Source organism: Aeromonas sp. Y311-2 (genome assembly GCF_027706025.1).
Taxonomy (GTDB): domain Bacteria; phylum Pseudomonadota; class Gammaproteobacteria; order Enterobacterales; family Aeromonadaceae; genus Aeromonas; species Aeromonas veronii.
Window position 1 is genome coordinate 42003 of record NZ_JAPDCL010000015.1, and the last position, 22529, is coordinate 64531.

Annotated in this window: 18 protein-coding genes; all 18 read left to right on the top strand. The window is 57.4% G+C overall.

Annotation, left to right across the window (positions count from 1 at the left end; genetic code table 11):
- The first annotated feature begins 246 nt into the window (after positions 1 to 246).
- The 18 genes from OKC42_RS14595 to OKC42_RS14680 all read left to right on the top strand — a co-directional run bounded on the left by OKC42_RS14595 (position 247) and on the right by OKC42_RS14680 (position 22522).
- On the top strand, positions 247 to 843 hold the full coding sequence (locus OKC42_RS14595; RefSeq protein ID WP_107961260.1) for a hypothetical protein: 597 nt from the start codon (positions 247 to 249) through the stop codon (positions 841 to 843).
- Positions 843 to 2081: a terminase large subunit domain-containing protein gene (locus OKC42_RS14600; protein ID WP_204524149.1), complete on the top strand. Its 1239-nt coding sequence runs from the start codon at positions 843 to 845 to the stop codon at positions 2079 to 2081. Before OKC42_RS14595 ends, OKC42_RS14600 begins: the two co-directional genes overlap by 1 nt.
- Positions 2082 to 2137: 56 nt before the next feature.
- Positions 2138 to 3685, top strand: coding sequence for a hypothetical protein (locus tag OKC42_RS14605; RefSeq protein ID WP_139495340.1), 1548 nt, complete (start codon positions 2138 to 2140; stop codon positions 3683 to 3685).
- A gap of 47 nt (positions 3686 to 3732) precedes the next feature.
- Positions 3733 to 4587 carry a DUF6651 domain-containing protein gene (locus OKC42_RS14610; RefSeq protein WP_213390125.1) on the top strand — a complete coding sequence of 285 codons (855 nt, stop codon included), beginning with the start codon at positions 3733 to 3735 and terminating at the stop codon, positions 4585 to 4587.
- 67 nt (positions 4588 to 4654) lie between these two features.
- Positions 4655 to 5554: a major capsid protein gene (locus OKC42_RS14615; RefSeq protein ID WP_213390124.1), complete on the top strand. Its 900-nt coding sequence runs from the start codon at positions 4655 to 4657 to the stop codon at positions 5552 to 5554.
- Between the two features lie 50 nt (positions 5555 to 5604).
- Entirely contained in the window at positions 5605 to 6078 is a 474-nt protein-coding gene (locus tag OKC42_RS14620) for a hypothetical protein (RefSeq protein ID WP_107961264.1), read from the top strand.
- Between the two features lie 4 nt (positions 6079 to 6082).
- Positions 6083 to 6856, top strand: coding sequence for a hypothetical protein (locus OKC42_RS14625; RefSeq protein WP_270820153.1), 774 nt, complete (start codon positions 6083 to 6085; stop codon positions 6854 to 6856).
- Positions 6849 to 7550: a hypothetical protein gene (locus OKC42_RS14630; protein WP_270820155.1), complete on the top strand. Its 702-nt coding sequence runs from the start codon at positions 6849 to 6851 to the stop codon at positions 7548 to 7550. The genes OKC42_RS14625 and OKC42_RS14630 overlap by 8 nt, the downstream gene beginning before the upstream one ends.
- A gap of 2 nt (positions 7551 to 7552) precedes the next feature.
- Positions 7553 to 7900 carry a hypothetical protein gene (locus tag OKC42_RS14635; RefSeq protein WP_107961267.1) on the top strand — a complete coding sequence of 116 codons (348 nt, stop codon included), beginning with the start codon at positions 7553 to 7555 and terminating at the stop codon, positions 7898 to 7900.
- Positions 7890 to 8417: a hypothetical protein gene (locus OKC42_RS14640; protein WP_107961268.1), complete on the top strand. Its 528-nt coding sequence runs from the start codon at positions 7890 to 7892 to the stop codon at positions 8415 to 8417. The genes OKC42_RS14635 and OKC42_RS14640 overlap by 11 nt, the downstream gene beginning before the upstream one ends.
- On the top strand, positions 8417 to 8797 hold the full coding sequence (locus OKC42_RS14645; protein ID WP_270820157.1) for a minor capsid protein: 381 nt from the start codon (positions 8417 to 8419) through the stop codon (positions 8795 to 8797). Before OKC42_RS14640 ends, OKC42_RS14645 begins: the two co-directional genes overlap by 1 nt.
- 10 nt (positions 8798 to 8807) lie before the next feature.
- A complete protein-coding gene (locus OKC42_RS14650; RefSeq protein WP_107961270.1) occupies positions 8808 to 9335 on the top strand; it encodes a hypothetical protein in 528 nt (175 codons plus the stop codon).
- Between the two features lie 84 nt (positions 9336 to 9419).
- Positions 9420 to 9743, top strand: coding sequence for a hypothetical protein (locus OKC42_RS14655; protein WP_107961271.1), 324 nt, complete (start codon positions 9420 to 9422; stop codon positions 9741 to 9743).
- A gap of 324 nt (positions 9744 to 10067) precedes the next feature.
- Entirely contained in the window at positions 10068 to 13703 is a 3636-nt protein-coding gene (locus tag OKC42_RS14660) for a tape measure protein (protein WP_270820159.1), read from the top strand.
- Positions 13703 to 14071 carry a hypothetical protein gene (locus OKC42_RS14665; RefSeq protein WP_107961274.1) on the top strand — a complete coding sequence of 123 codons (369 nt, stop codon included), beginning with the start codon at positions 13703 to 13705 and terminating at the stop codon, positions 14069 to 14071. Before OKC42_RS14660 ends, OKC42_RS14665 begins: the two co-directional genes overlap by 1 nt.
- A 30-nt stretch (positions 14072 to 14101) precedes the next feature.
- The gene (locus OKC42_RS14670) at positions 14102 to 14731 is read left to right on the top strand and encodes a hypothetical protein (RefSeq protein ID WP_107961275.1); all 630 of its coding nucleotides are present in this window, start codon (positions 14102 to 14104) and stop codon (positions 14729 to 14731) included.
- Positions 14728 to 15156 (top strand): C40 family peptidase, encoded by a 429-nt coding sequence (locus OKC42_RS14675; RefSeq protein ID WP_172438567.1) that lies wholly within the window; start codon positions 14728 to 14730, stop codon positions 15154 to 15156. Before OKC42_RS14670 ends, OKC42_RS14675 begins: the two co-directional genes overlap by 4 nt.
- The gene (locus OKC42_RS14680; protein WP_270820161.1) at positions 15095 to 22522 is read left to right on the top strand and encodes a phage tail protein; all 7428 of its coding nucleotides are present in this window, start codon (positions 15095 to 15097) and stop codon (positions 22520 to 22522) included. The genes OKC42_RS14675 and OKC42_RS14680 overlap by 62 nt, the downstream gene beginning before the upstream one ends.
- The last annotated feature ends 7 nt before the right edge of the window (positions 22523 to 22529 follow it).

The window sequence follows — 22529 nt, forward strand, 5'->3', positions numbered from 1 at the left end:
CCGGGGTTTGCTTTTCACTCACCTGCGGAACCTCTTCTGCCTCCCCTGCCTGTTCTGTCCTTCAAAAACTCAAAAGTGATTAGACCTCGGTAATGCTTGCCTGCTTGATCAGTAAGTGTTTACTTATTATGGAGGTTCGATCTAAACTGGCGCCGGAGATCTTAGGACTCCCTGTTCAGCTCGGGGCGAGCCCCTCTTTTGAGGACTCCTCGCTCGCCCCAATTTTTCCTATTCAGGATGGAGCAAATGGCCGATCCCAAGCGCAGGCTCACTCCCGGGGAGTGGGCGAAAGCAGAATCACTCTACGAGTCCGGCGAGTTTAACCTTGAGCAGATCGCCGAGGAGTTTGGCGTTCACCCGATCACCGTTCAGCGCCACATGAAGGCCAACGGCATCGAGAAGGGCTCCAAAGCAGCCGAGATCAAAGAAAAAGTCACCGAGAAGATGAAGGACGCGGCTGAAGAAGACGCATCCATCATCGCCCAGCGCATTCGCGAGACCAAAGAAGAGCACTACCGGCTTAACCAGGCGATCGATAAGCGGATCGTCCGAGAGATGGTCGGTGTCGAGTCAGAAGGTCGCTCTATCGCAACGTCCCTCGGCGTCTTCAAGGCGCTGAAAACTGCTGCCGAGACTCTGAAGCTGACCCGAGAGAACCGGTACACGGTGCTTGGCATTATCGACAACGACACCCTGGACGACGAACTGCCGACCCTCGAGGTTAGAGACATGCTTGAGGAAGAGATCGAGTCGATCCGCGAGCAGCAGCGCCTCCAGGCTGAAGAGATGGGCCTCACAACGGACGAAGGTTACGATGACGACGCCCTGGAGGGTGCCGAGTAGTGAGCTTCTCGATGGCCTTCCATCCGGCTCAGGGCAAGGTGGCCCGTTCGAGGGCTCGCTTTCGCGTGGTTGTAGCCGGTCGCCGGTTTGGAAAGACGCACCTTTGCCGCGGCCTCATGATCCGGGAGGCCGCTCGCAAGCCCAAGCAGCGTATTTGGTATATCGCGCCGTCCTTCCGCATGGCGAAACAGATCATGTGGCGGGATCTTGTGGCGGTCATTCCAAAGTCCTGGCTGGCCAGAAAGCCCAACGAGACGGAGCTTACGCTGTTCCTGCGGAACGGCACCGAGATCAGCTGTAAGGGGGCGGATAACCCAGACTCGCTGCGTGGCGTTGGTCTGGATTTCGTCGTTCTGGACGAGTACCAGGATATGCGGCCGGAGGTGTGGGAGGAGTGTATCCGCCCAACATTGGCAAGCACAAACGGGCGAGCCGTTTTTATCGGTACGCCAAAATCCTTCAACCTCCTCTATGACGCCTATATCAAGGGGCAGGATGAAACCTTGCCGATGTGGGAGAGCTGGCAGTTCCCAACTATCACCTCCCCCTTCATCCCTGCATACGAGATCGACCAGGCTCGAAAAGACATGGACCCTCGAACCTTCCGGCAGGAGTTCGAGGCTTCTTTCGAGAGTGTGTCCGGTCGCGTTTACTATCCGTTCGACCGGCGAACCCACGTTCGGAACGACGTCAAGTTCGACCCGAAACTGCCAATTTGGGTCGGCATGGACTTCAACATTGACCCGATGTCTATGGTTGTCATGCAGCCACAGACCAATGGGCAGATCTGGATCGTGGATGAGATCGTGCAGTTCTCTTCCAACGTTGACGAGGCCGCAAGTGAGCTGGCCCGCCGATATTGGAGGCACATGGATCAGATCACTATCTACCCCGACCCTGCCGGCAAGGCCAGACAGCATGCCCGAGGAGAGTCCTCTCTGGATATCCTTCGCGATCACGGGTTCAAGAGGATCAAGTTCCGGCGCAAGCACCCGGCTATCGATGACCGAGTGAACGCCGTCAACAGGAAGCTGCTGAGTGCGGAAGGCCATATCGGTATGTTTGTCGCCCCGCATTGTCACCAAACGATTATCTCCTTTGAGCAGACCATGTATCAGGAGGGATCGCGTGAGATCAACAAGGCCATGTCCGTCGAGCACGTTACCGACGCGCTTGGTTACTGCATCGAGATGGAGTTCCCTGTACGGAAAATCTTCATTGCTGGGGTTTCATTGTGATTGCATGGTCAGTAAATACTTACTAAAATGGCGCCGTAATGTAGGAGAAGGTACAGTTGGACAAGAAAATTCTCTTCGAAATGCTTCAACGCCGGCACCCTGAATACTCAGGGATGCTTGAGCATTGGGATTTTTTGAAGGCTACCTATGAGGGTGGCAGGGATTGGTTTGCCAAAAACATCTTCCCCTACATGAAAGAAGGCCAGGGCGAGTTCCAAGATCGCGTGAAGCGGGCTTACCGTTTCAACCACTCTCGAGAAGTGGTCGATCTTGTGAACAAGTACACCTTCAAGGGTGAAATCCGCAGACGAGAGCAGGATGCGCCTGAGTGCATCCGTAAGTTCTGGGGTGCCTCCACTCGAAAACGCGCCAGTATCGACACCTACATGCGATACATCTCCAAGCTGGCCAGCGTGTACGGCCGGATTTGGGTGGTGGTCGATAGTGTGGTTGAGAGACAGGGTGAGTCACTGGCCGAGACCAAGTCTCAGGTTTATTCATACGAAGTGCCTCCCCAGGATGTACTGGATCTCGCAGTGGATGAAGACGGCGATCTTCGCTGGATTCTGATCCGCGAGCGTGTGCGTGACGATTCTGACCCGTTCGTCAGTTCGGGCGATGTCAGCTATCGGTATCGACTGTGGACAAGAGAGGAATGGTTCCTTTTCTCCGTTCATTTCATCGACAAGGGGAAAGGGTTCGAGCTCGGTAACGTCGAGTTCACTATCCAGACTGACGTTCACGGGCTTGGCGTAGTGCCGGTTATCTGGGTTGACCATATGATCAGCGAGGGCATTTACACCGCCCCTAGCCTGATCGGTGATATTGCCTACCTAGACCGAGCCTGCGCCAACTACTTGAGCAACCTGGACGCGATTATCCAGGATCAGACCTTCTCCCAGCTGGCTATTCCCGCGCAGAGCCTTCTGCCCGGGGACGATGGCCACAACAAGGTTCTGGAAGCCGGCACCAAGCGCATCTTCACCTTTGATGGAGCGGAAGGCGGCAAGCCTTTCTTCCTGTCCCCTGATCCAAAGCAGGCGGAGCTGATCATTACCAGCATCAAGCAGATCATCAACGAGATCTACCACTCGGTAGGTGTCGCTGGTGAGCGCACGAAGCAGGACAACAGCTCTGGGATCGATAACAGCTCAGGCGTGGCCAAGGCCTACGATTTTGAGCGCGTTAACTCCCTGCTTGTGAACAAAGCCGCCTCGCTTGAGCTCGCAGAATTGCAGATGCTCAAGTTGGTCTGTAAATGGTCTGGCGACCAGCACGAAGTCGCCATGTCAGGGCCGGAGCGACTTGTTCATTACCCGCGCAATTTCGACACCAGAACTCTCTATGACGAACTGGATATTTCAGGTCGCATCGAGATGCTAACCGCCCCCATCGAGTTGAAGCGCTACCAGCTTAAGCAGGTGGTCTCCAAGCTGTATCCGTACATCTCTGATAAGGATCGCAAGGAGATTGAGTCCGCTATCGACGAGATGGACGACGCGGTTGCTTCAATGCTGTCTGGATTTGACGCAACCAACAAACCAACCAAGGAAGATAGCAACCAAGGAAACGAGGAAGTTATCAACCAAGGTTCAAAGCAGTAAAGACCGGCCGAGAGACAGGCCAAAGATAGCCAAGAGAGAGGCTTACCATGAAATTTCGTAACCAATTCCTGAAGTACATGACTCCAGCCGGCGAAGACGGTGCTGCATCCGGTGGCTCTACCGGTGCGGACGGCGCAGATGCCAACGTTGACCACAACAAGGGCAACGACGGCAACGGCAAGCCCTCTGATCGCGAGGCGCAGTTGCTCAAGGAGTCCATGAGCCGCAAGGAAAAGATCGGTCAGTTGGAGGCTCGACTGGCGGAGTTTGAGGGTATCGACCCCAAGGTTTTCCGCGAGATGCAGGAGCGCCTGCAAAAGCTGGATCAGCAGGAGCGTGAGCAAGCTAACGCTCGACTGATCGAGCAGGGTCGTTTCGATGAAGCCCTCAAGGCTATGCGCGATGAGCACGAAGGTGTCTTGGCGCAGATTCGCACCCAATCCGGTGCGGAGCTGCAGTCCGTGGCAAAGGAGCGCGATGAGCTCCGCAACCAAGTCACATCGTTCCAAAAGCAGATCGAAGACCTGACCATCGGTGCGGCCTTTAGCAACTCCTCTTTCATCCGTGAGGAGCTTGTCCAGGCCATGAATCCCGAGCGTAGCCGCCGCCTGTATGGCGACCACTTCGACATCGTGGATGGCAAGGTTGTTGGTTACGACAAGCCGCGTGGCCAAGAGGGTCGAGCCCCTCTGGTCGATAAGGACGGCCAACCCGTCTCGTTCGATGAGGCGTTCAAGCGTGTTTTGTCCGCTCAGAGCGACTATGAAAGCCTGATCCGCTCCAACGTTAAGTCTGGCGCCGGTTCTGGTACTCGCACCGACAAGGCTGCTGATCCCACCAAGGCTATCGGCCAGGGTGTCAGCCGCATTGAGGCTGCTCTGAATAAGCAAAGCGCCAAGTAACGCTTTTTATCGGCGAGGCGTGATCAGTAAATGTTTACTGTTGTTCACTCGTAAGGAGAAATGAAACATGCCATTGCTGCGTGAAGAGGCCGCGAAGCTGTCCCAAGAAGACATGCTGCGCGGCGTGATTGAAGAGTTCATCAACAAGGATGACCTGTTCGGCATTCTGCCGTTCGCCCCTACCACCGGTAAGGCGCTTGTTTACCATCGCGAGAAAACTCTGGCGACCGGTGACTGGCTTGATCCGAACGATGAAGTGAAGGAAGGCGCGTCCACCTTCGACGAAGTGACCACCCAGCTCCGCATTCTGATCGGCGACGTCGATGTGGATAAATTCCTGGATGGCACCATGTCCAATGTGAACAGCCAGAAGGCCATCCAGATCGCGTCCAAGCTGAAGGGTATGCGGACTCAGTTCCAAGATGCCCTGATCAACGGCACCCAGGCCAAGAAGCAATTCGACGGCCTGAACGCTCTGGTGAACGCCAAGCAGATCATCGATGCGAAGGGCTACGACATGGGCTTCTCCATGTTCGACGAGCTGACCGATGCTGTGAAGCTGGGTGCTGACTGCCTGATGATGCGCTCCGAGCACGTTCGTGCCTACAAGGCCATGCTGCGCCTGATGGGCGGCAACAACGGCGGCATGATCCAGCTGCCGAACTTCGATCGCCCGATCCTGGCCCACGACGGTGTGCCGATTCTGGTGAACGACTTCATCCAGAAGAAGGACGGCAAGGCCGACATCTTCGCCTTCCACCTGGATGAGAACAGCGGTCTGCACGGCCTGTTCGCGTCGAACCACCCGGCCGGCTTCGCCATCGAAGATCTGGGCACCGTCCAGAACAAAGATGCGACCCGTACCCGTATCAAGATGTACGTGGGCATGGCGCTGAAGGCTACTCACGCACTGGCCAAACTGTCCAACGTCAAGCTGCCTGGCGCTGCTCCGGCAACTGGCGGTTGATAGTGACAAACAGGGGGCTTCGGCCCCCTGAGCCATGCAGGAGATTCACCATGAAGACCCATTTCAAAGTCAAGCTGACCGGCCCCTACGCTGGGTTCTCTGGCCTGTTGTTCGGTCGGTTTGCATTCGAAAACGGCGTTTCTGTTACCAAGCTCCACTTCCTCGAGGCTCAGCTGCTCGCTTCGGAGGCCCGCGGCCTGTCGATGCTCGATGAAAGCGGCAAAGAAGAGGGTCCTGTCTACCCGGGTGCCATGCCTCTTGCAGAGTTGGAGCCAGGAGAGATGGTCGTGACGCTGCGTGACGAGACCGAGAGCGCAGATCGGATCGAAGTGACCGTTGTGACCGCTATCGGCGAAGAACAGCGGGAGGTGATCGACCTCACTGACATTCCCGATCGAGCTGGCCTTGAGGCTATCGCAGACAAAGAGGGCATGTCCGGCCTCCGAGTCATTGCGGATCGCCTTGGTGTCCGCGCCAAGAGCATTCCGGTGCTGATCGACAAGATCCTTGAGAAGCGAGGCTGATCGCATGTTCAAGACGATTCAGGCAAATACCGAGCTGACGCTGACTATTCCGTTCGAGATCGACGGCGAGCCTGTTGCTGACGTCCATTCTGTCGAGTGGAGTGTCTTCAATGAGTTTGGTCAGGCGTCGGAAACAGGCATGGCTGCACCGGAGGCGGGCGCCAATTCCATCTCCGTGGTTATCCCTGCAAAGGCGAACGTTGCTGAGCGCGGGCGCCCATACACCACGTATGAGTTGGCCTACACCCTCGTCACCAAGTCAGGTCGTCTCGAATCAAGTCTCGTATTTCAGGTTGAGAGCGCTGATGCGTTTGTCGAGCCGAACAATACCCTCGTCTCGCCGCTTCGTGCGTTGTCGATTCTGCGAGAGATCCCCAACCTCGCCAGCTTTGCAGCCGCGACCAGAGAGGATCAGAAGGTGGCCCTGCTTTGCGCTCACAACGCCATTGCTTCCTTGCCTCTGAACCCCAAGGCGTTCCCATTTGTAAGAGAGAACGAGCCATTCACATCGATCTCCCAACTGACCAAGGAAATGTGGGAGCAGCTCGATCGGCGAGTTGTTTCGGACTTCCAGGCCGCTCAGGTGATCGAGGCGAACAATCTCTTGGGCGCCACCGAGTTCAAGACCTTGCGAGAAGCAGGAGTGCTCTCTTACACGGTCGGAGAGGTTAAGCAGTTCCTCAGTTCCAATCGCCCGCTTGAGCTTGGCCTGTGTCGGGACGCGATGCGCCGTATCGGGCGTTATCTGGATACCGTCAGGAGACTCGGTCGTGCTTGACCAGAAGGCTGCTGCCCAGCTCGTTATCCAACCGGTCGTGTCTGCTTGCCACGAAATCGTCGGCATGGTCTCAAGCGAGATGAGCAACGGCTCTTCTCTCTCAAAGGCCGCGATTTCCAGGCTGCAGGTTCGCATCGTTCCGGTGGCGTCCAGGGCGGCCAGAGACTTCGCAGAATTGCTCGATCACCAGCTGCAGAGCGTGATCAAGTCTGAGAGTCATCGAGCAGAGCGAGAGCTGTCTGTGGCGCAGTCAGAATCGATGCTAGAGCGCTCCCCGTCTGTCTCTGCGATGCAAGAGAGAGTCGAAGCTGAGTTGAGAGCTTATGGTGTCGAGGGCGTCAGGATCCTGAACGCTATGAGCTCCCAGGCTATGGTAAACGCATCAGCGGGGCACCGAGCTCAGGCAGCGATGTCTCTGGCCAGAACCAGCGTAAACGGCCGGTTCTCGCGCTGGGCGAGCGGCAAGGTCGGGAATGGCCACTCTATCGTGCATCGTCTTTACCTCTGCACTGCAGAGTTGCTGATGATGGCAGGCGTGTCGGCTTATCTGGCCAAGGCCTCCAGTCTTGGCGTGATCCGCTTTCGGATTGATAACCCGGGCAAGCGCGGCGATGGAGAGTCCTTCTCCCCTTCTTCTGTCCCGTATCGATACCTGCACCCGCAAAGCGGGGCGAAAGTGATTGCGGTGAGGTGAGCATGTTCATCCCAGTCAGAAAAGACGGCCTCCTGTTCAAGAGGGCCGGACAAAACGCATATAACGAGCCCGTTTACAGCGCCAAGGGCGTGAAGTTCGGATGGGGCCCTATCTATATGCGCCAGGCCCTCGAGCGGACGGAGGTCCGAGCCGACAAGTCTGCGTCAAAGAGCAGGGCGGAAACCGACACTATCGATTACCGGATGGTCATCGAAAAGTCGGTGACTCCCCAGCGGGGCGACCTGATCACCCTGAGCACTGGCGAGCGCATGAAGGTCGTCCTGGTTCACCGAAGAGTGGACATCATGGGCAGACTCCACCACTGGGAGGTGGACTGCGTTGCAGAGTAACAGCCGATCGCTTCTGCAGGTTCGCAGAGACATCGCCAGGGTAAAGGTAAACCTGAAGAACACGGCGGAGCGGTCCAGCCATGCCGCGCTTCGTGTCCTTCGTTCTGAATCCCGCAAGATCGCGCATCTGGCGGCAATGTATGCGCCGTTCAAGACCGGCCTTTTGGACGGATCTACAGGGGCAACGCCGTCATTCGAGATCATTGAACGGGCCGGCGCCCGCGGCCGGAAGGAGATAGCAGTCGAACTCAACTTGCGGAAATGGAAGCTGGTCGGCACCCGTCGGGTGTCGCTGGCAAGGTATGCGGAGGTCATCCACTCCGGCATCACCAGGAACGGAAGCCAATGGAAGCTCGGAAAGAAGTCGATCGAGAAGGCGGTAAGGCTTGGCCTGTCGCCAAACCCGACGACAAGCGGCAAGTATGTCGGTCGCTTGTTCCTTTCTCGCGCTGCAAACCAGAGGCGAGGGGCTATCGAGTTCCACCTGAAGAGGGCAATTAGAGAGGCGCTTACCTGATGGATGTACTCACCGCACTTGCTGGTTACTTGGAGCAAAAGGGCGTGGGCAAAGTTGGGGACTCCATCTTTGTCAGCGAAATGCCAAGCGGAAAGAAGGGCGTTCTGCTCTTCACCACTGGCGAGGGGTTGATGCGTCACACCGACATTAGCCGCTACTTCCGAGGAACGGTGTTTGTCGCCGCTCGGAGCTCCAGTTATCTCGATGCCGGCGAGTTGGCCAAAAAGGTCTTCGATGTCATGGATTTCGAAGGGTTGGAGCTTGAAGGCATGAGAGTGCTCGTCTGCCAGCCGGAGGCGCTTCCTATGCCGTTCGGCAGGGACGAGAGTGGTTTTACCGAGTGGCTGTCGAGCTACGAATTGGCATTAACCATAGAATGAGGAGGATTCAATGCCAGATACCAAAAACATTCGCCTTGGCACTTGCAAGGTGTTTTACGACAACGTGGATCTCGGCCTGACCATCGGCGGCGTGGAGATGGAGGTCACTACCTCTACCCACGAGACCAAGGTTGACCAGTTCGGCGACTCCGTCGTTGAAGAGATCATCACCGGTCGCAACGTCAAAGTCACCGTCCCCATGGCGGAGACCAACCTGGACAACATGGTTCGCATCATGCCAGGTGCCAAGCTTGTGACTGACAAAACTGTGCCGACCAAGAAGCGAGTCGATGTGACCGTTCCTTCCGGCATGAGCCTGTACTCAGCCGCAAAAGAGCTGCGCCTGCACCCTGTCGCACTGCCTGACACCGATAAGTCAGAAGATGTGATCATCAAGCGAGCCGGCACCTCTGGCGCTCTGAAGTTCGCCTACAAGAACGATCAGGAGCGCATCTACAACGTTGAGTTCAAGGGATACCCAGATCCCGAAACTCGCTTGCTGGTGAGCTTCGGCGACCCGGATGCGAGCGCGAAATAGTTCGTCAACAATGATCAGTAAATATTGACTGATATATGGTAGTATGGCCCTGTTTTGTTACAGGGCCTTTTTATAGGAGATGCCATGAAGCTACTGAACCTGGATGACCTGATCCCGACCGAGCGCTTTGTTCGAATCAAGGGTGTTGATTACTCCATTGCCGAACAGTCTCTCGGCAACCTGATCGATGCGATCAAGCGTGAAAAGAACGTTGACCGTCAAGATCAGGCCGCCTTCTTCGAGCACATGCTGGACTCAGCCGCTGCGCTGATCCCGGATGCCCCTCGGGAGATTGTTCGCACCCTCAGCCCCCGCCAGCTGACCGCTGTTGTTGAGTTCGCGTCCGCACGGGACGAGATGCTGCCGGACGCTGACGAGGCTGCTCAGGCCTCCGAAGAGGGAAAGTAACTCCCCGCGAACTGGAGGGGGTCGATTTCCCCTTTTTGTTCTCTCGTTTTTGTCATTTTTACTCGCTAACCCCCGACTACGTGCTGGCCATGCCGGCACGGATGTTCTTCACGATGGAGCGTCAGATCGTTCGGATCATGGCGGAGGGGGACTTGAGAGCCCTGGCAGTCGGCGCCTCGTCAGTGAGCGGGGAGACGGCTCAGAGAGTTCATCAGGTGCTTATCGCTGAACAAGGAGAAGTGTACGTCCTAGCTCGTTCCTCGCTGGTCGCAGCAGAGGAAGGGGCTATCGACAAGCTCAAGGCTTTGTTTTAGCGGAGGACTGATGTCTGTAGCCGGAGATGTAAGGGTCGGCCTCGTTCTTGAAGGGGCCGACGAGTTCAAGGTTCAGGTGGTTCGCGCCGCGGACTCCCTGGACCGCATTGCCAACAAGATGGATGACTATGCTCGCTCGACCGAGAAGGCCAGACGAGCAAACTCCATTGTTTCCACCAGTATTCGGGAAATGGCTCTCAACATGGAGCTGGCCCGACTCACCATTGCCAACCTGTCCGCTGGGTTGACCGCCCTGCCCCGAGCTCTGCTCGAACAGGCCTCCTTTTTCGACAAGACAACCCTGCTCCTAGCTGGCCTTAACGTAGAGACCGCCACTTTTGCCGAGGCGCAAAAACAGGCTGCGGTCGAAGTTAAGAACCTGATGAGCGCCGCCGCGTCATCGCCGTACAAGATGAACGCCTTGGTTGACGCCTACACCAAGCTCAAGGCCGCAGATCTGGCCAGCCCCGACGGCTTCCTTGCCGGCCTGATGAACACCGCGGGTAAATTCGGTAAGAGCTCGGAAGAACTGAAGCGGGCCTCCGTTGCCATCCAGCAGATGGCCGGTAAGGGCGTCATCTCGATGGAAGAGCTGCGCCAACAATTCGGCGAAGCGGTCCCCGATGCGATGGGCATGATGGCCCGTGCTGCCAGTGTGTCTATGGGCGATCTGGTCAAGCAGGTCTCCACGGGCACCGTAGAGGCCAAGCAGGCGCTTGAGCTGCTTTCCCGAGAGATGTACCTGTCATCAGCTGGCGCTGCAGTAGAGATGACAAAAACATGGGACGGCGCCCTTAACCGGATTTCCACCTCCCTGACGGAGCTGGCGGTGATCACTGGAGATACCGGCTTCTATGACAACGCCGTTGGCTTGGCCAATGCGTTCAACTCTTTCCTCAAATCCGACGAGGTGGTTGCTGACGCAAACCGGCTTGGCCTGGTGCTTACCGACCTGTCGAACATGATGGCCGCTGTCGCGGCGTTCATCTATGACCACGCGAAAGAGCTGACGATGATCATCGGCGCCATGTTTGGCGCATCCTGGGCAAACAAGATCATCTCCGGGGTCGGCGCACTCACTGAGGCCTACAAGGCCGAGTCGGCTAAGTGGCCTGAATCCACAAGGGTGGTGCAGAACCAAATGCTGGAGCTCCAGCGCGATTTCCAGCGCCGCGGCCTTGCTCTGGAAGCCGACTACCTCGCATCACGCTCAGCGGCCCAAGACAGGGCAATCCTGAACGCCATGGACGCGAACAAGCGTCAGTACGACCTCGATCGTGCCGCACTGCAGGAGCGACTCCAGACCTTGCAAGCCGGCCAGTCTCGACTGTCCGCGATGACCAACTCCGTGGCCAACATGTTCGGGGGCTGGACGAACGTGATCGTCGCGGCCATCGGTGTGGCGCTCTACGCCCTTGATGAGTTCTACCTGAAGCAGCGCCGCATTGCCGATCAGGTTATCGAAACCGGCGGCCTAGTCGCCTCATTTGAAGATCTGCAGTACGCCAGCAAGCAGATGGCAGAGGACAAGACTCTGCTCCAGGAGCGAAAACAAGGGCTCGAGGAGTCGAGACAGGCCGTGGCCGCCTTGACCGAGGCTTACAAGCTGACAAACGAGCAGGTTCGGATCCTGAACAGCGGCACAAGTGCCGAAAAAATGGGTCTGGCTCAAAAGCTGGGGCTGAACTCCGTACAGTCCGGCAAGCTCTTCAGCACCTTTGACGATGTGAAGCGGGCGGACTCCGAGATCAAGGCGATGGAGAGCCGGATCAAGAGAGCAAACGAGGCCATCTCTTCCGCCAAGGAGCATGTCAGCGAGACTTTCCGCAACCAGGGATCTGGTGTTGTTGCGAACATCATGGCCGCCCCGCTCCGCCAGGTATCGATGGAGTATGAGAAGGCGGCGAAGAAGGCAGAAGCGGCGGCGAAGCAGGAGTCGGCGAAGTACAAGGACGATGCAAAAGCGGCAAATGATGCCTATCAGAAGGTGCTGACCGAGAAGTTGGCCCCGGCTCGCCAGAAGGCAATCGCCTCGATGAATAGCATCTTCGAGGGTGAGTCGAAGGCCATCGCTGCTCAGATGGAAAAGCTCAAGTCAGAGAAGCCGGCAGATGGCAGTAACGAGAGCCTTGTCCTTGAGAGAGACAAGCAGCTTGCCATTCTGGAAGGCCGCCTTGAGCGCGTGAACAAGGACTGGGACACCTTCAAAGAGGCCATTTCGGTCTCCCATGAGGGGCTGGACAGGCTTGCAAGCCAGATGGCCAAGACAGGCAAGATCGACCCGTCGGTCTCCTACATGCAGTCATCCAAGATCTTCACTGCTGGCAAGCAGGAAGAGATCAAGATGCAGAAGGTAGCCCTCGGATTGCTGGACGAGCAGGCAATCAAAGGCAAGGAGCTGGCCAAGCTAGAGGCTGCTATCGCGGCCGGCAAGTACAAGTCCCTGAAGAGCGCGACCATCGAGCAGATGAAGATCGACGCCATGGCGAGGGACATGGCCAACACCGAGTTTCAGGAGATCAAGGAAAGGGCTCGCTTGCGCCGGACAACGGTCGATCGCTTGGATGACCTGTCCATCTCTATCTCGAAGAAGATGGGCTCTGCAAAGGGGCGTAGCGACAACCCCCTTCTGGAATGGCAGCGAGCTGCTGAGCAGACCAACGAAGCGATCAAGGAGATCGAGGCGAACCTCAAAAAGGCCTCCGGCGTCCTGCCGGATGACGCGGCAAAGATCGCCGAGATCATGCAAAAGCAGCGTATGGCTGATCAGTACAACATCGCCGCCAAGATGAACGAGTCAATCCGTGAGACCAACGAGGCGATGATGCCGAACATGGCGAGAACAAGAGCGGAATTTGACCGGCAGATCGCCCAGCTGGATGAGCTGCTCGACCTCGAGATGGCAAGACTCAATGCTGCCAAGGCCAGGGGCACCGCCAGCAAAGAAGAGGCCGACCTGATCCAGAAGAACATCGACCTCATCAAGAAGCAGCGTGAGCTGACCGAGCAGCAGAAATCGCAGCAGACAACCATCTATGGCGTATGGAAGCGAAGCCTCGAGGACATGAAGGACGGTATCAACGAGAAGCTCGGGGCGACATTCGAGGGAGTGTTTGACGCATTCGCGGCCGGCATTGTGGAGGGCAAGGACAGCTTCAAAGACATGATGGACTCGCTCACCAAAGACTTGGAAAAGTTCCTGGTCAAGATGGCGATGATGCAGATGTTCGAGTCCACTCTCGGCGGCTTCTTCGGTGGCGGCGGTGGTGGTAAGGGAGGCAAGGGCGGTGGAATTTTTAGCTTCGCCAATGGCGGGATCATGTCTGAGCTAGGCAGCGTCCCCCTGCGCAAGTACGCAAAAGGTGGTGTAGCAACCAGCCCGCAGCTGGCTCTGTTTGGCGAAGGCTCCATGAACGAGGCTTACGTCCCCCTGCCTGACGGCAGAACCATCCCAGTGACGATGACGGGGCCGCAGGCTGGTGCTGCACCCACCGTCCATTTCAACCTGATCAACCAGAGCGGCATGCCTGTCGAGGCCGAGAACAGAGGGCAGAAGTTCGACGGCGAGAAGTACATCATCGATGTCGTGCTGAACGCCATGTCTCGCCCGGGCAGGCTCAGAACAGCAATGCAAGGAGTTAAGTGATGCCTGTTTCATCCATCTTCCCACCAGAGGGGGTCCGAGAGGACTCCCGCTTCTTCAAGAAGAGCCTTAAGGACAATACCGTCGAGAACAAGACTGAGGGCGGGTACGCCTACACTCGCCCCCGAAGCGCCAGACCTCCAAGAAGGGTGTTCAAAACGGGCTTCTCCAACCTCGACCCTGCCCAGGAGAACTCCTTGATGCGCTTCTTCTCCGAAGTCGGCCGGCACACGATTTTTACCTATCGGGTCCCGACATCGGGCGAAATGGTTTCAGTCAGGCTGACCGGATCCCTCCCCTCATCGAATTACGTTGGCGTTGGCGGAACACATCGTTACGACATTACTGACGTGGAAATGACAGAGGTGTAAAATCAGTCAATATTTACTTATGGGGGCGCAATGAACAACCTGAGTATCGCAAGTGTCCTTGAGAAGAACCGGATCAGCTCTGAAAACGCCATGACGATGGCTCTGGACATCGAGCTGGTCGATCCGGTGTCTGGAAACTACGTGATGACGCTTCGAATCGCCAACTACGACACCGATTTGACCATCGACGGCAATCTTTACACCAAGATCGGGTTCGACCTGTCCCTGCAGGACGACACGAATGAGCTCCAGAACGTCAACCTGACCATCCAGGATCAGGTCGGCCTGATCCGCCCCTATCTGCAGACTTACAGAGGGGCGGTTGGCAGTCGAGTCACCATGATGATCGTCACCGTTGACCCGACAGATAAAACAACCCTGATCGACTTCTCTGAGATGTTCGAGATCGTCAGCAGTTCGTCCCCTGACTACGCCGTCAGCATCGAGCTGGGTGCAGAGAACCCCCTGATGAGGATGTTTCCTGGAAGAACGCAGATGCGCGACAGATGCAGCTTCCGGTACAAGTCCGCCTGTTGCGGGTATACCGGAGCACTTCCATCTTGCGACCTGACGCTTACTGGCGATAACGGGTGCCGAGCTCATCAGAACGAAAGCCGATTCGGTGGGGCTCCTTCTATCACGGTCGCGGTGCTGTCGTGATCTCTTGCGGAGACCTGATCGGCGTCCCCTTCAGGTATGGCGGCCGAGACCCTGGAGAGGCCCTCGACTGCTATGGATTGTTGATGGAGCTCTATCGCCGCGCTTACCAGATAGAGCTCCCCGATTACACCTCTCCGACAAGCGCGGCCGAGATCTCCGCGCTTATGCGTGGCCAACTTCATCTCTGGCAACCGGTAGACGATGTCGAGCCGGGGGTCGTTTTGTTTATGCGCCTTGGGCGCTTTACTCACGTCGCCATGTACCTCGGCGACGATGAGTTTATTCATACCAGCGAAATTACGGGTGGGGTCTGCAGAGAGCGCCTTTCGAATTGGATCAATCGCATCGAGGGGCTGTATCGCTATGCCGCACAATACTCCACAGACCATTCGGTTTGTGATCATCAGGAACCCGCTCGTCCCTGATGTAAAACACATTGAAGAGCGAGTGCTGAGCCCCGGCAAGCCGCTTTCCGAGTACATCGGAGAGCTGTCCGGGGTTTACGCATTTTCCGTGAACGGGCGAGTCGTTCCCCAGAGCGACCTATGCCTCGAAATCCCCCAAGCCGGTGATGTCATCGCTATCGCCCCCGTTCCGATGGGTGGTGGGGGCGGTGGCGGCAAGAGCATCGTGCGACTGGTCGCCGTTGTTGCGCTTACCTATTTCACCATGGGCACTGGCGCCTATACGCTCGGCGGACTGACAGGTCTTACCGCTGGTTCGGCTGGTATGGTGGCAGCGAGTGCGGCCGTAATGATCGGCGGCACCATGATGATCAACGCGCTGCTTCCGTACTCGAAAATGAATGCGCGTGGCGCACGAGACAGCGGTAGCGACTCTCGGACATACGGCGTCGATGGCGCCAAAAACACATCGGAAGAGGGACTCCCAATTCCGGTCGTGTACGGCCGGCACCGTCAGGCCGGTAACATCATTGGCAACTACACAACGCTGTCTGGCCAGACCCAGTATCTTCACCTGCTGATCAACGCGGGTGAGGGTGTCACAGCCGGCATCGCGCCTGGCAGTATCCAGCTGAACGATCAGCCGATCGACTCCCTCACCGACGTGGAGTACCGCTTCTTCCACGGCAACGACGGCCAGGAGACGACCGGCGTGTTTGATCGGCAAATCACCCCTAATCAGGTGACGATCAACCGCGAGATGAAGAAGTCCAATGTTTGGACGGAGTTCACCACTAGCGTCAACAAAGAGGTTGAAGGCGTCCGCCTGGACTTTCTCGCCAGCCTGTACCGGATGGACGACAGCGGGAATGAGCAGCCTCACAGCGTTGACGTCATCGCCGAGATCAAGCCTTTTGGAGCACCGGACACCGAGTTTCGCCCTCTAACTACTGGCGTTTCCCGCGCTCACTCTGCGCGTGGCTGGCAAATCGACATGGCTGGCGCTCGACTCATCAACGGCGAGATCAAAGAGGTCAAGAAGGGCTCCCAGTTCATCGATAAGACCCGGCCCAACATCTTCGACAAGGCCTCCGGTCTATACCGCAACCACTACGTCAAATCGGGTACCAAATTCGTACTGGTAGGTGAAGCGGTAACGCCGAACGGCGCCAAGAACACCACCTACTACGGCCGGCCATACGGTCACAGCCGCCCAGAGAACACCGTCGCCCCTAGAGAGCTGCCAAGCGCCTCTGGGTTGACCGAGTACGATTACGGCGAGCTGGTAAGCAACGGCAAGGTCATCGGCACCTATCACAAGTTCCATGCCGCCAACATCATGGTCAGTGGCTACAACGCCGACTCAGTCACTACCTACACCCAAAACGACGCCACGCTGCGCCTCACCGGTCGCGACGCGAGTGCCACAATGCGCTTCTCTTTCGAGTCTCCAAGGCTGCCGGAAGGGCGCTATGTTGTGCGGGCTCGAAGAACCACTGATGACTCGACTGACGAGAAGATCGGCGACACCGTGGTGCTCAATGAGGTGTCCGAGATCGTCTATTCGGACATCGCCTATAACCACACCGCGCTGCTGTATGTGAAGGTCAAGATCAGCGACCAGATCAGCTCTATCCCGAAAGTCACCTTCGAGAACCTTGGCCGTGTGATTCGCGTGTGGGATGAGACCCAGCGGAAGTGGGTGGCCAGTGCCGATTCTGGTTACTTCAAATTCCCGATCAGCAGCAAAGAGGCCGCTGACTTCCCGCCTCTCACCGCAGAGCAGCACAAGGAGACGTTGAAGCGACTGGGCACCATCACACCCAACGTCCGCGCCCTCTCAATGCCCGCTCACATGCTGCCAAAGGCATCGGCCGGCAAGTACGTTGGCGGCGTCTACGACCATGACAACCCGGCTTGGATCGCCTGGGACATGTTCACCGACACCCGATTCGGCGGAGGCATCGACCCCAGTCGCCTGGACTTCTGGGCGTTTAAGAAGTGGGCCGACTACTGCCGAGCCAAGGGCTTGCACTTCCGAGCCATTATCGACGGCAAGGAGACGCTGTGGGATGCCCTGGCATCGGTATTCCGAGTCGGTCGCGCCGTGCCCGTTCGGACCGGCACCAGATACACCGTCTCTATCGAGATGCCGAAGGAAAAAGTCATGTCCTTTGGCGTGGACAACATCGTTGAAGGGTCCTTCTCTATCAACTGGATGGGGGTGAATGACCGAGCCAACGAGATCGAGCTCACCTATTACGATGAGGAGTACGACTACAAGCAGCGCGTCATCAAGGTCTACGACAAGCAGGCTGCAGCGAGAGGAGCTAAGCCGGTCTCGACATCGACCAAGCTGGTTGGCGTAGTTACCAACGAGCAGGCGGTTCGTGAGGCCAACTTCATGCTGAACACGAACAAGCTGGTCGAGACAGTGACTTTTACCGCACCGGTAGAGGCGCTCGCTTGCACAATCGGCAGCGTGATCGAGGTTCAGCACAACATGATGACCTGGGGCGAAGCCGGTAAGTTGGCTGGCGTCAGCAAGGTCGCGGCTGGCGTTTATGACCTCGTCCTTGACCACGAGATCAGCTTCGAGAAGGGCAAGGCGTGGAAGATCAACCTTCAGACCAGCGTTGTTGATCGAGGCTCGTTCAAGGTTGAATCAGTCCTCGGCGGCTACGTGATCCTGACCGGCTTTGACCCGGACAAGGTTGGCCGCGTCTCAAGGGCCAAGGTCGCCAACGTCGAGACCCCCGTTTTCGACACCTTCGTCGATTCGAACGGCAAGAAAGGGATCGTGGTTCGCGACTTTGACGCATTTGCCGCTGGCGCATCGGTAAGGCTTTTCGATACCGATGTCATCGTCTCCGCCGCTGTTACGCCGCCTGTTTACGGATCACCGGTAGACCGAGTTCGCGTGTCCGGCCTGACCGTTGAGCCTCAGAAGTTCGATCACTTCATGGTTGGCTTCCCTGAGTTCCAGGCTCGGCTCTTCACCGTTCGCAGCATTGGTCTGACCGGCGATGACATGACTCGCCAAATCACCGCGCTGGAATATGACGAGCGCGTGTTTGATGACAGCGACACGGACTTCATCGTCACCGATAACGCCTACGAGCGGGCTCTGACAGCTGTTGAGAACGTGGAGATCACCGAGAGCGCGGTGTTCGATGGCGCAGGGATGAGTGTGCGGGCGACCATCACCTGGACTCATCCATCGACCAACTACAAAAACGCAGAGGTGTCAGTCACCGTCAACAACGGCCAGATCCAGCGACTTGGCCGCCAGACCACTCACGCATCTGTCTTGGTTAAGCCGGGCGACCGCATCGATGTAACCATCATCCCCTATGCGATCAGCGGCAAGGCTGGCGCAGTGCTCAAGACGGGAGTTGTGCTCACCGGTATCCCGCAAAACTCCAACGATATGCCCGTCACCGGAGGCGCGGTCGCCGCAACGAACGGCGGGCTGGTGCTGTCCGGCCTCCAGTTTGACCCCTACAGAGTCAAGCAGGTTGAGATCTGGGCTATCCGTCAGGGCACGGTAATTGGCGCAGGCTACGGCCAGGGTATCGTCGGCGACAAGACAAAGATCGAGGACTTGAAGGACCCCTCTGTCGTCACGGCGGAAGGCATTGAGCTGTTCGGCAAGCAGATCGGCTATGCCGATCAGTTCGGCCGGTTCAGCCACATCATCACTGACCGCAATGATGAAAAGGTTCGGTTCTTCTATTGGGCCAGAACGATCGACATGGTTGATGCCAAGGGCCCAATGGGGTTCGTCGGCAGTGGCAGAGCTATTCGCTCCGCAGCCTTCAACGATGTTTCTGTCTACACCTATGCCGTCAAGGCGCCGGCCAGGCCGACTGGCGGCAGCTATGACTCCCCTCGCCCTGTGGAGTCGATCTGGAAGCCGACCCCTGACAGAACCGGAGTCACCAACAAAGACGCCGCGCTGTTCATCTCTTCTCGCCGCTTCTGCAGCGTAGACGAGCTCAGCGACACTTCATGGTCCATGCCGGCCGCCATCTACGACCCGAAAGAGGCGGAGGCGGTTGAGCCGTCCATCAAGCCGACCGGTGTCAATGTGACCGCGGCTTTTGGCGCAATCCGCGTCTCCTGGGACAAGCCGGTCTATGAAGGGCATGGCAAGACTCAGGTGTTCGTCCAGCGAGTCCTTGTGAACGCCTCCGGCGCCCCCTTGTCAGCTGCCAAGCTCGATATGAATACGATGCTCGCCGCCGAGGAAACCTCCACGATGGTCAGCATCGCAGCGGCCGCAGGCTACGGGTACTACGTCTGGGTTCGCCACATCAACAAGGCTGGTATTGAGGGGCCGGTCCATACGGACGGCGGCGCTTTCGTTCTTGTGCGCCTGACCCCGGAGGAGATGAGCAAGCTGCTGGACAAGCAGATCAAGTTCGACTTCCTCGATACCGATGTCGCCGACACCCTGAAAAAGGCCGGTGAGGACGCAAAGAAGGCGTTCGACTCTCTTACCACCATCGACAAGAAGGCATCGGAGTCTCTGGCGCTTTCCCAAACCACGGCAGAGGTTGGCCTGCGCCTGTTGATGCAGCAAGAGACCAACGAGACCGAGCGCCGGATCGAGTGGTACGGCCCGGATGGCGTGAGAGGGATGGTCGATAAGCTGCGAGAGAACGTGCTCGGCAAGGGCGGCGCGATCGAGAAGGTCGAGCAGATGATCGGCGTTGTCCAGGGCGGTGCTGCTTCAGGCTTGAAAGAACTGAGCGAATCAGTCGCCTCTCTCGACTCCAGCATGGCCAACAAGGTCAGTGAGATCTACGCCAAGTTCCGCGATGTCGATGTCTCCTCCATGGCGAACATCAACGAGGTGAAGACCTCTATCGCTGACGCGAAAAAGGCGCTTTCTGACCTGACAACGACCGTTGCCGCGAACAAGAAGCTCGCCTCTGATCAGCTGACCTCTGAGGTCAACGCTCGCAAGCAGGCCATCACAGACGAGTCAGGCGCCCGGGCTGCCGACATCAACGGGGTGAAAGCCTCTCTGGACACGGTCGGCCAAAAGGTTGCCGCAGAGACCCTGGAGCGCTCGAACGCCATCACGACCCTCAACAAGTCGCTGGCCACCCTTGAGACAAAGCTAAGCGCCACAATCTCCACCCTGGACAAGGCTGTATCGACCGAGATCGCCGAGAGAAAGGCGTCGGTTGCCGACGTCAGCAAGGCTCTGTCAGAAACCGAAAGCCGTCTATCTGGGGCGGTATCTGGCGTGGATGGAAAGGTCGAAACCGAGATCACAGAGCGAAAATCGGCCGTTACTGCCCTGAACACCTCCATCACGGAGATGAACAGCAGGCTCACCGGCTCGCTCAACACGCTGACAGGCAAGATCAACACCGAGATCTCGGAGCGGAAGGCGGCAACCACGGCTACCGACAAGGCTTTGGCGGAGCAATCTACCGCTTTGCAGACAAAGATCGACGGCGTTGATGCAAAGGTCGCGACCGAAGTCTCCGACCGGAAAACCGCTGTCTCGACTGTGGCCAGCTCTGTCACGGCTCTGGATACCAAGCTGTCCGGGTCCATCTCCAGCGTGGACAAGAAGGTCGCTACCGAGATTGCCGACCGGAAGACCGCTGTTACAGGTGTCAACGAGTCCATCGCTGCGCTGGATAGCAAGCTGTCCGGCTCAATCACTGGGGTGGACAAGAAAGTCACTACAGAGATTGCAGATCGAAAGACGGCCATCACTAGCGTCAACGAGTCAATTGCCGCGATCGACACCAAGCTGTCAGGCGCCGTTGACGGTGTCAGCGGTAAGCTCAACGCCGAGATTGCAGAGCGGAAAGCGGCCGATGTCACCCTGACCAACTCAGTTACCGCTGTTGAGACTCGCCTTAGCGGCAGCATCGACTCTGTAGACAAGAAGGTCACGACAGAGATTTCCGACCGGAAGTCGGCCATCACCTCTGTCAACTCTGCGCTGACCAGCCTTGAGTCAACCCTGAAGTCGCTGATCTCCACAGAGGCCGGCAAGATCGCCACCGAGATCAGCGACCGCAAGGCCGCAATCGCCACCGAACAGAAGGCGAGAGCTGACCTGCAGACCTCGCTCACATCCTCAATCAACGGTGTTTCTGCCAGCGTATCGACCCTCAGCTCGACCGTGGCCGGCATCGATGGCAAGTACAACTCCCAGTGGGGTGTAAAGACCAAGGTTGGCGATTTGCAGGGCGGCATTGGCTTCTTCAATGACGGTAAAGAGACCAGTTTCCTCATCGAGGCTGACAACCTGGGGCTTATCTCCCGGGATGCCGCCGGCACCGTGCTTCGCACCTCGCCATTCAAGGTGGTAAACGGGAAGGCGTTCCTGTCCGATGCCTACATCGACAACGCCGTGATCGAAAATATCGTGGCGAAGAAGATCACGGCGGATTACATCAACGCCCTGAGCGTCGTGGCTCGCTCTATCGTGGCGGGCGCCTCACTCAGCGCTCCGGTGATCAGCGGCGGCCGCATCTCGATTGGCTCGCGGTTTAGCGTTGATGAAGGCGGGAACATGGTCGCAAACAACGCGAACATCAACGGCATCTTCAACGCATCGACATTCCGAGGTGGCAATATCGAAGGTGCGGTTATTCGAGGCGGCGCGATCCGAGGCACAAACATCCAAGCCTCTCGGTTCGTGGTTGACGCCGGCCTCCAGGTGCTCTCGTGGGCCAACCAGGAGACATACGGAACAATGGACCTGCCAACCATCGTTGGGGTTCACGGCCAGAATGCTCCGTTCGTTTGTAACCTGGACGGGGTGGCCGCAGATGTCTCCTCAAAAGTCTCTTTGGGGTGGGATCAGTTCTACCGTGGCGGCACCTACAGGGCGAACCTTTCATACCCGATCGTGAGCTACAACCACTCTGATCGCTCAAGGGCGTTCCGCTACTCAAGGAAGCTCATCTCCCCGAAGGTGACGGTAAGAGTGTGGGCGGACGGCAGTCAAAGAGCTATCGACGCCAACATGGCGCTGACCTTCATCATGTACGCGGGCGGCACCGCTATTTGGTCTTGGCAAGCCCCTGCAGTGTCACAAGACGGATCTGACGGCCAGCGCCCGGGCGGCGGTATCTCTTGGGCAATGCCGAACGGGACATGCACCTGCTCCTTCTCGGCTTATGACCCGCCAAACCCTAACCATTACTCTTGGGTGCCCGGGTCGTTCGGGTTCTATGAGTTTGTCCTGCAATTCAACGATCTGCCCTACTGGTCGGATGGCACTCTCGATGTAGGCATCACCGTTCGAGATCTGCATGACAGGTTCAACGACGGCACCAACGAGTTGACCTTCCGAATCGAAGATACGGCCAACAACGCAACCCAACCCAACGGCCCTGGCCCGGGCTAAGGAGAAG

What these genes read in the sequence shown, in the direction of transcription:
- OKC42_RS14595 (WP_107961260.1), top strand. Translation starts at nt 247, where the DNA reads ATGGCCGATCCCAAGCGCAGGCTCACTCCCGGGGAGTGGGCGAAAGCA.
- OKC42_RS14610 (WP_213390125.1), top strand. Translation starts at nt 3,733, where the DNA reads ATGAAATTTCGTAACCAATTCCTGAAGTACATGACTCCAGCCGGCGAA.
- OKC42_RS14615 (WP_213390124.1), top strand. Translation starts at nt 4,655, where the DNA reads ATGCCATTGCTGCGTGAAGAGGCCGCGAAGCTGTCCCAAGAAGACATG.
- OKC42_RS14620 (WP_107961264.1), top strand. Translation starts at nt 5,605, where the DNA reads ATGAAGACCCATTTCAAAGTCAAGCTGACCGGCCCCTACGCTGGGTTC.
- OKC42_RS14625 (WP_270820153.1), top strand. Translation starts at nt 6,083, where the DNA reads ATGTTCAAGACGATTCAGGCAAATACCGAGCTGACGCTGACTATTCCG.
- OKC42_RS14635 (WP_107961267.1), top strand. Translation starts at nt 7,553, where the DNA reads ATGTTCATCCCAGTCAGAAAAGACGGCCTCCTGTTCAAGAGGGCCGGA.
- OKC42_RS14645 (WP_270820157.1), top strand. Translation starts at nt 8,417, where the DNA reads ATGGATGTACTCACCGCACTTGCTGGTTACTTGGAGCAAAAGGGCGTG.
- OKC42_RS14650 (WP_107961270.1), top strand. Translation starts at nt 8,808, where the DNA reads ATGCCAGATACCAAAAACATTCGCCTTGGCACTTGCAAGGTGTTTTAC.
- OKC42_RS14655 (WP_107961271.1), top strand. Translation starts at nt 9,420, where the DNA reads ATGAAGCTACTGAACCTGGATGACCTGATCCCGACCGAGCGCTTTGTT.
- OKC42_RS14660 (WP_270820159.1), top strand. Translation starts at nt 10,068, where the DNA reads ATGTCTGTAGCCGGAGATGTAAGGGTCGGCCTCGTTCTTGAAGGGGCC.
- OKC42_RS14665 (WP_107961274.1), top strand. Translation starts at nt 13,703, where the DNA reads ATGCCTGTTTCATCCATCTTCCCACCAGAGGGGGTCCGAGAGGACTCC.
- OKC42_RS14670 (WP_107961275.1), top strand. Translation starts at nt 14,102, where the DNA reads ATGAACAACCTGAGTATCGCAAGTGTCCTTGAGAAGAACCGGATCAGC.
- OKC42_RS14680 (WP_270820161.1), top strand. Translation starts at nt 15,095, where the DNA reads ATGCCGCACAATACTCCACAGACCATTCGGTTTGTGATCATCAGGAAC.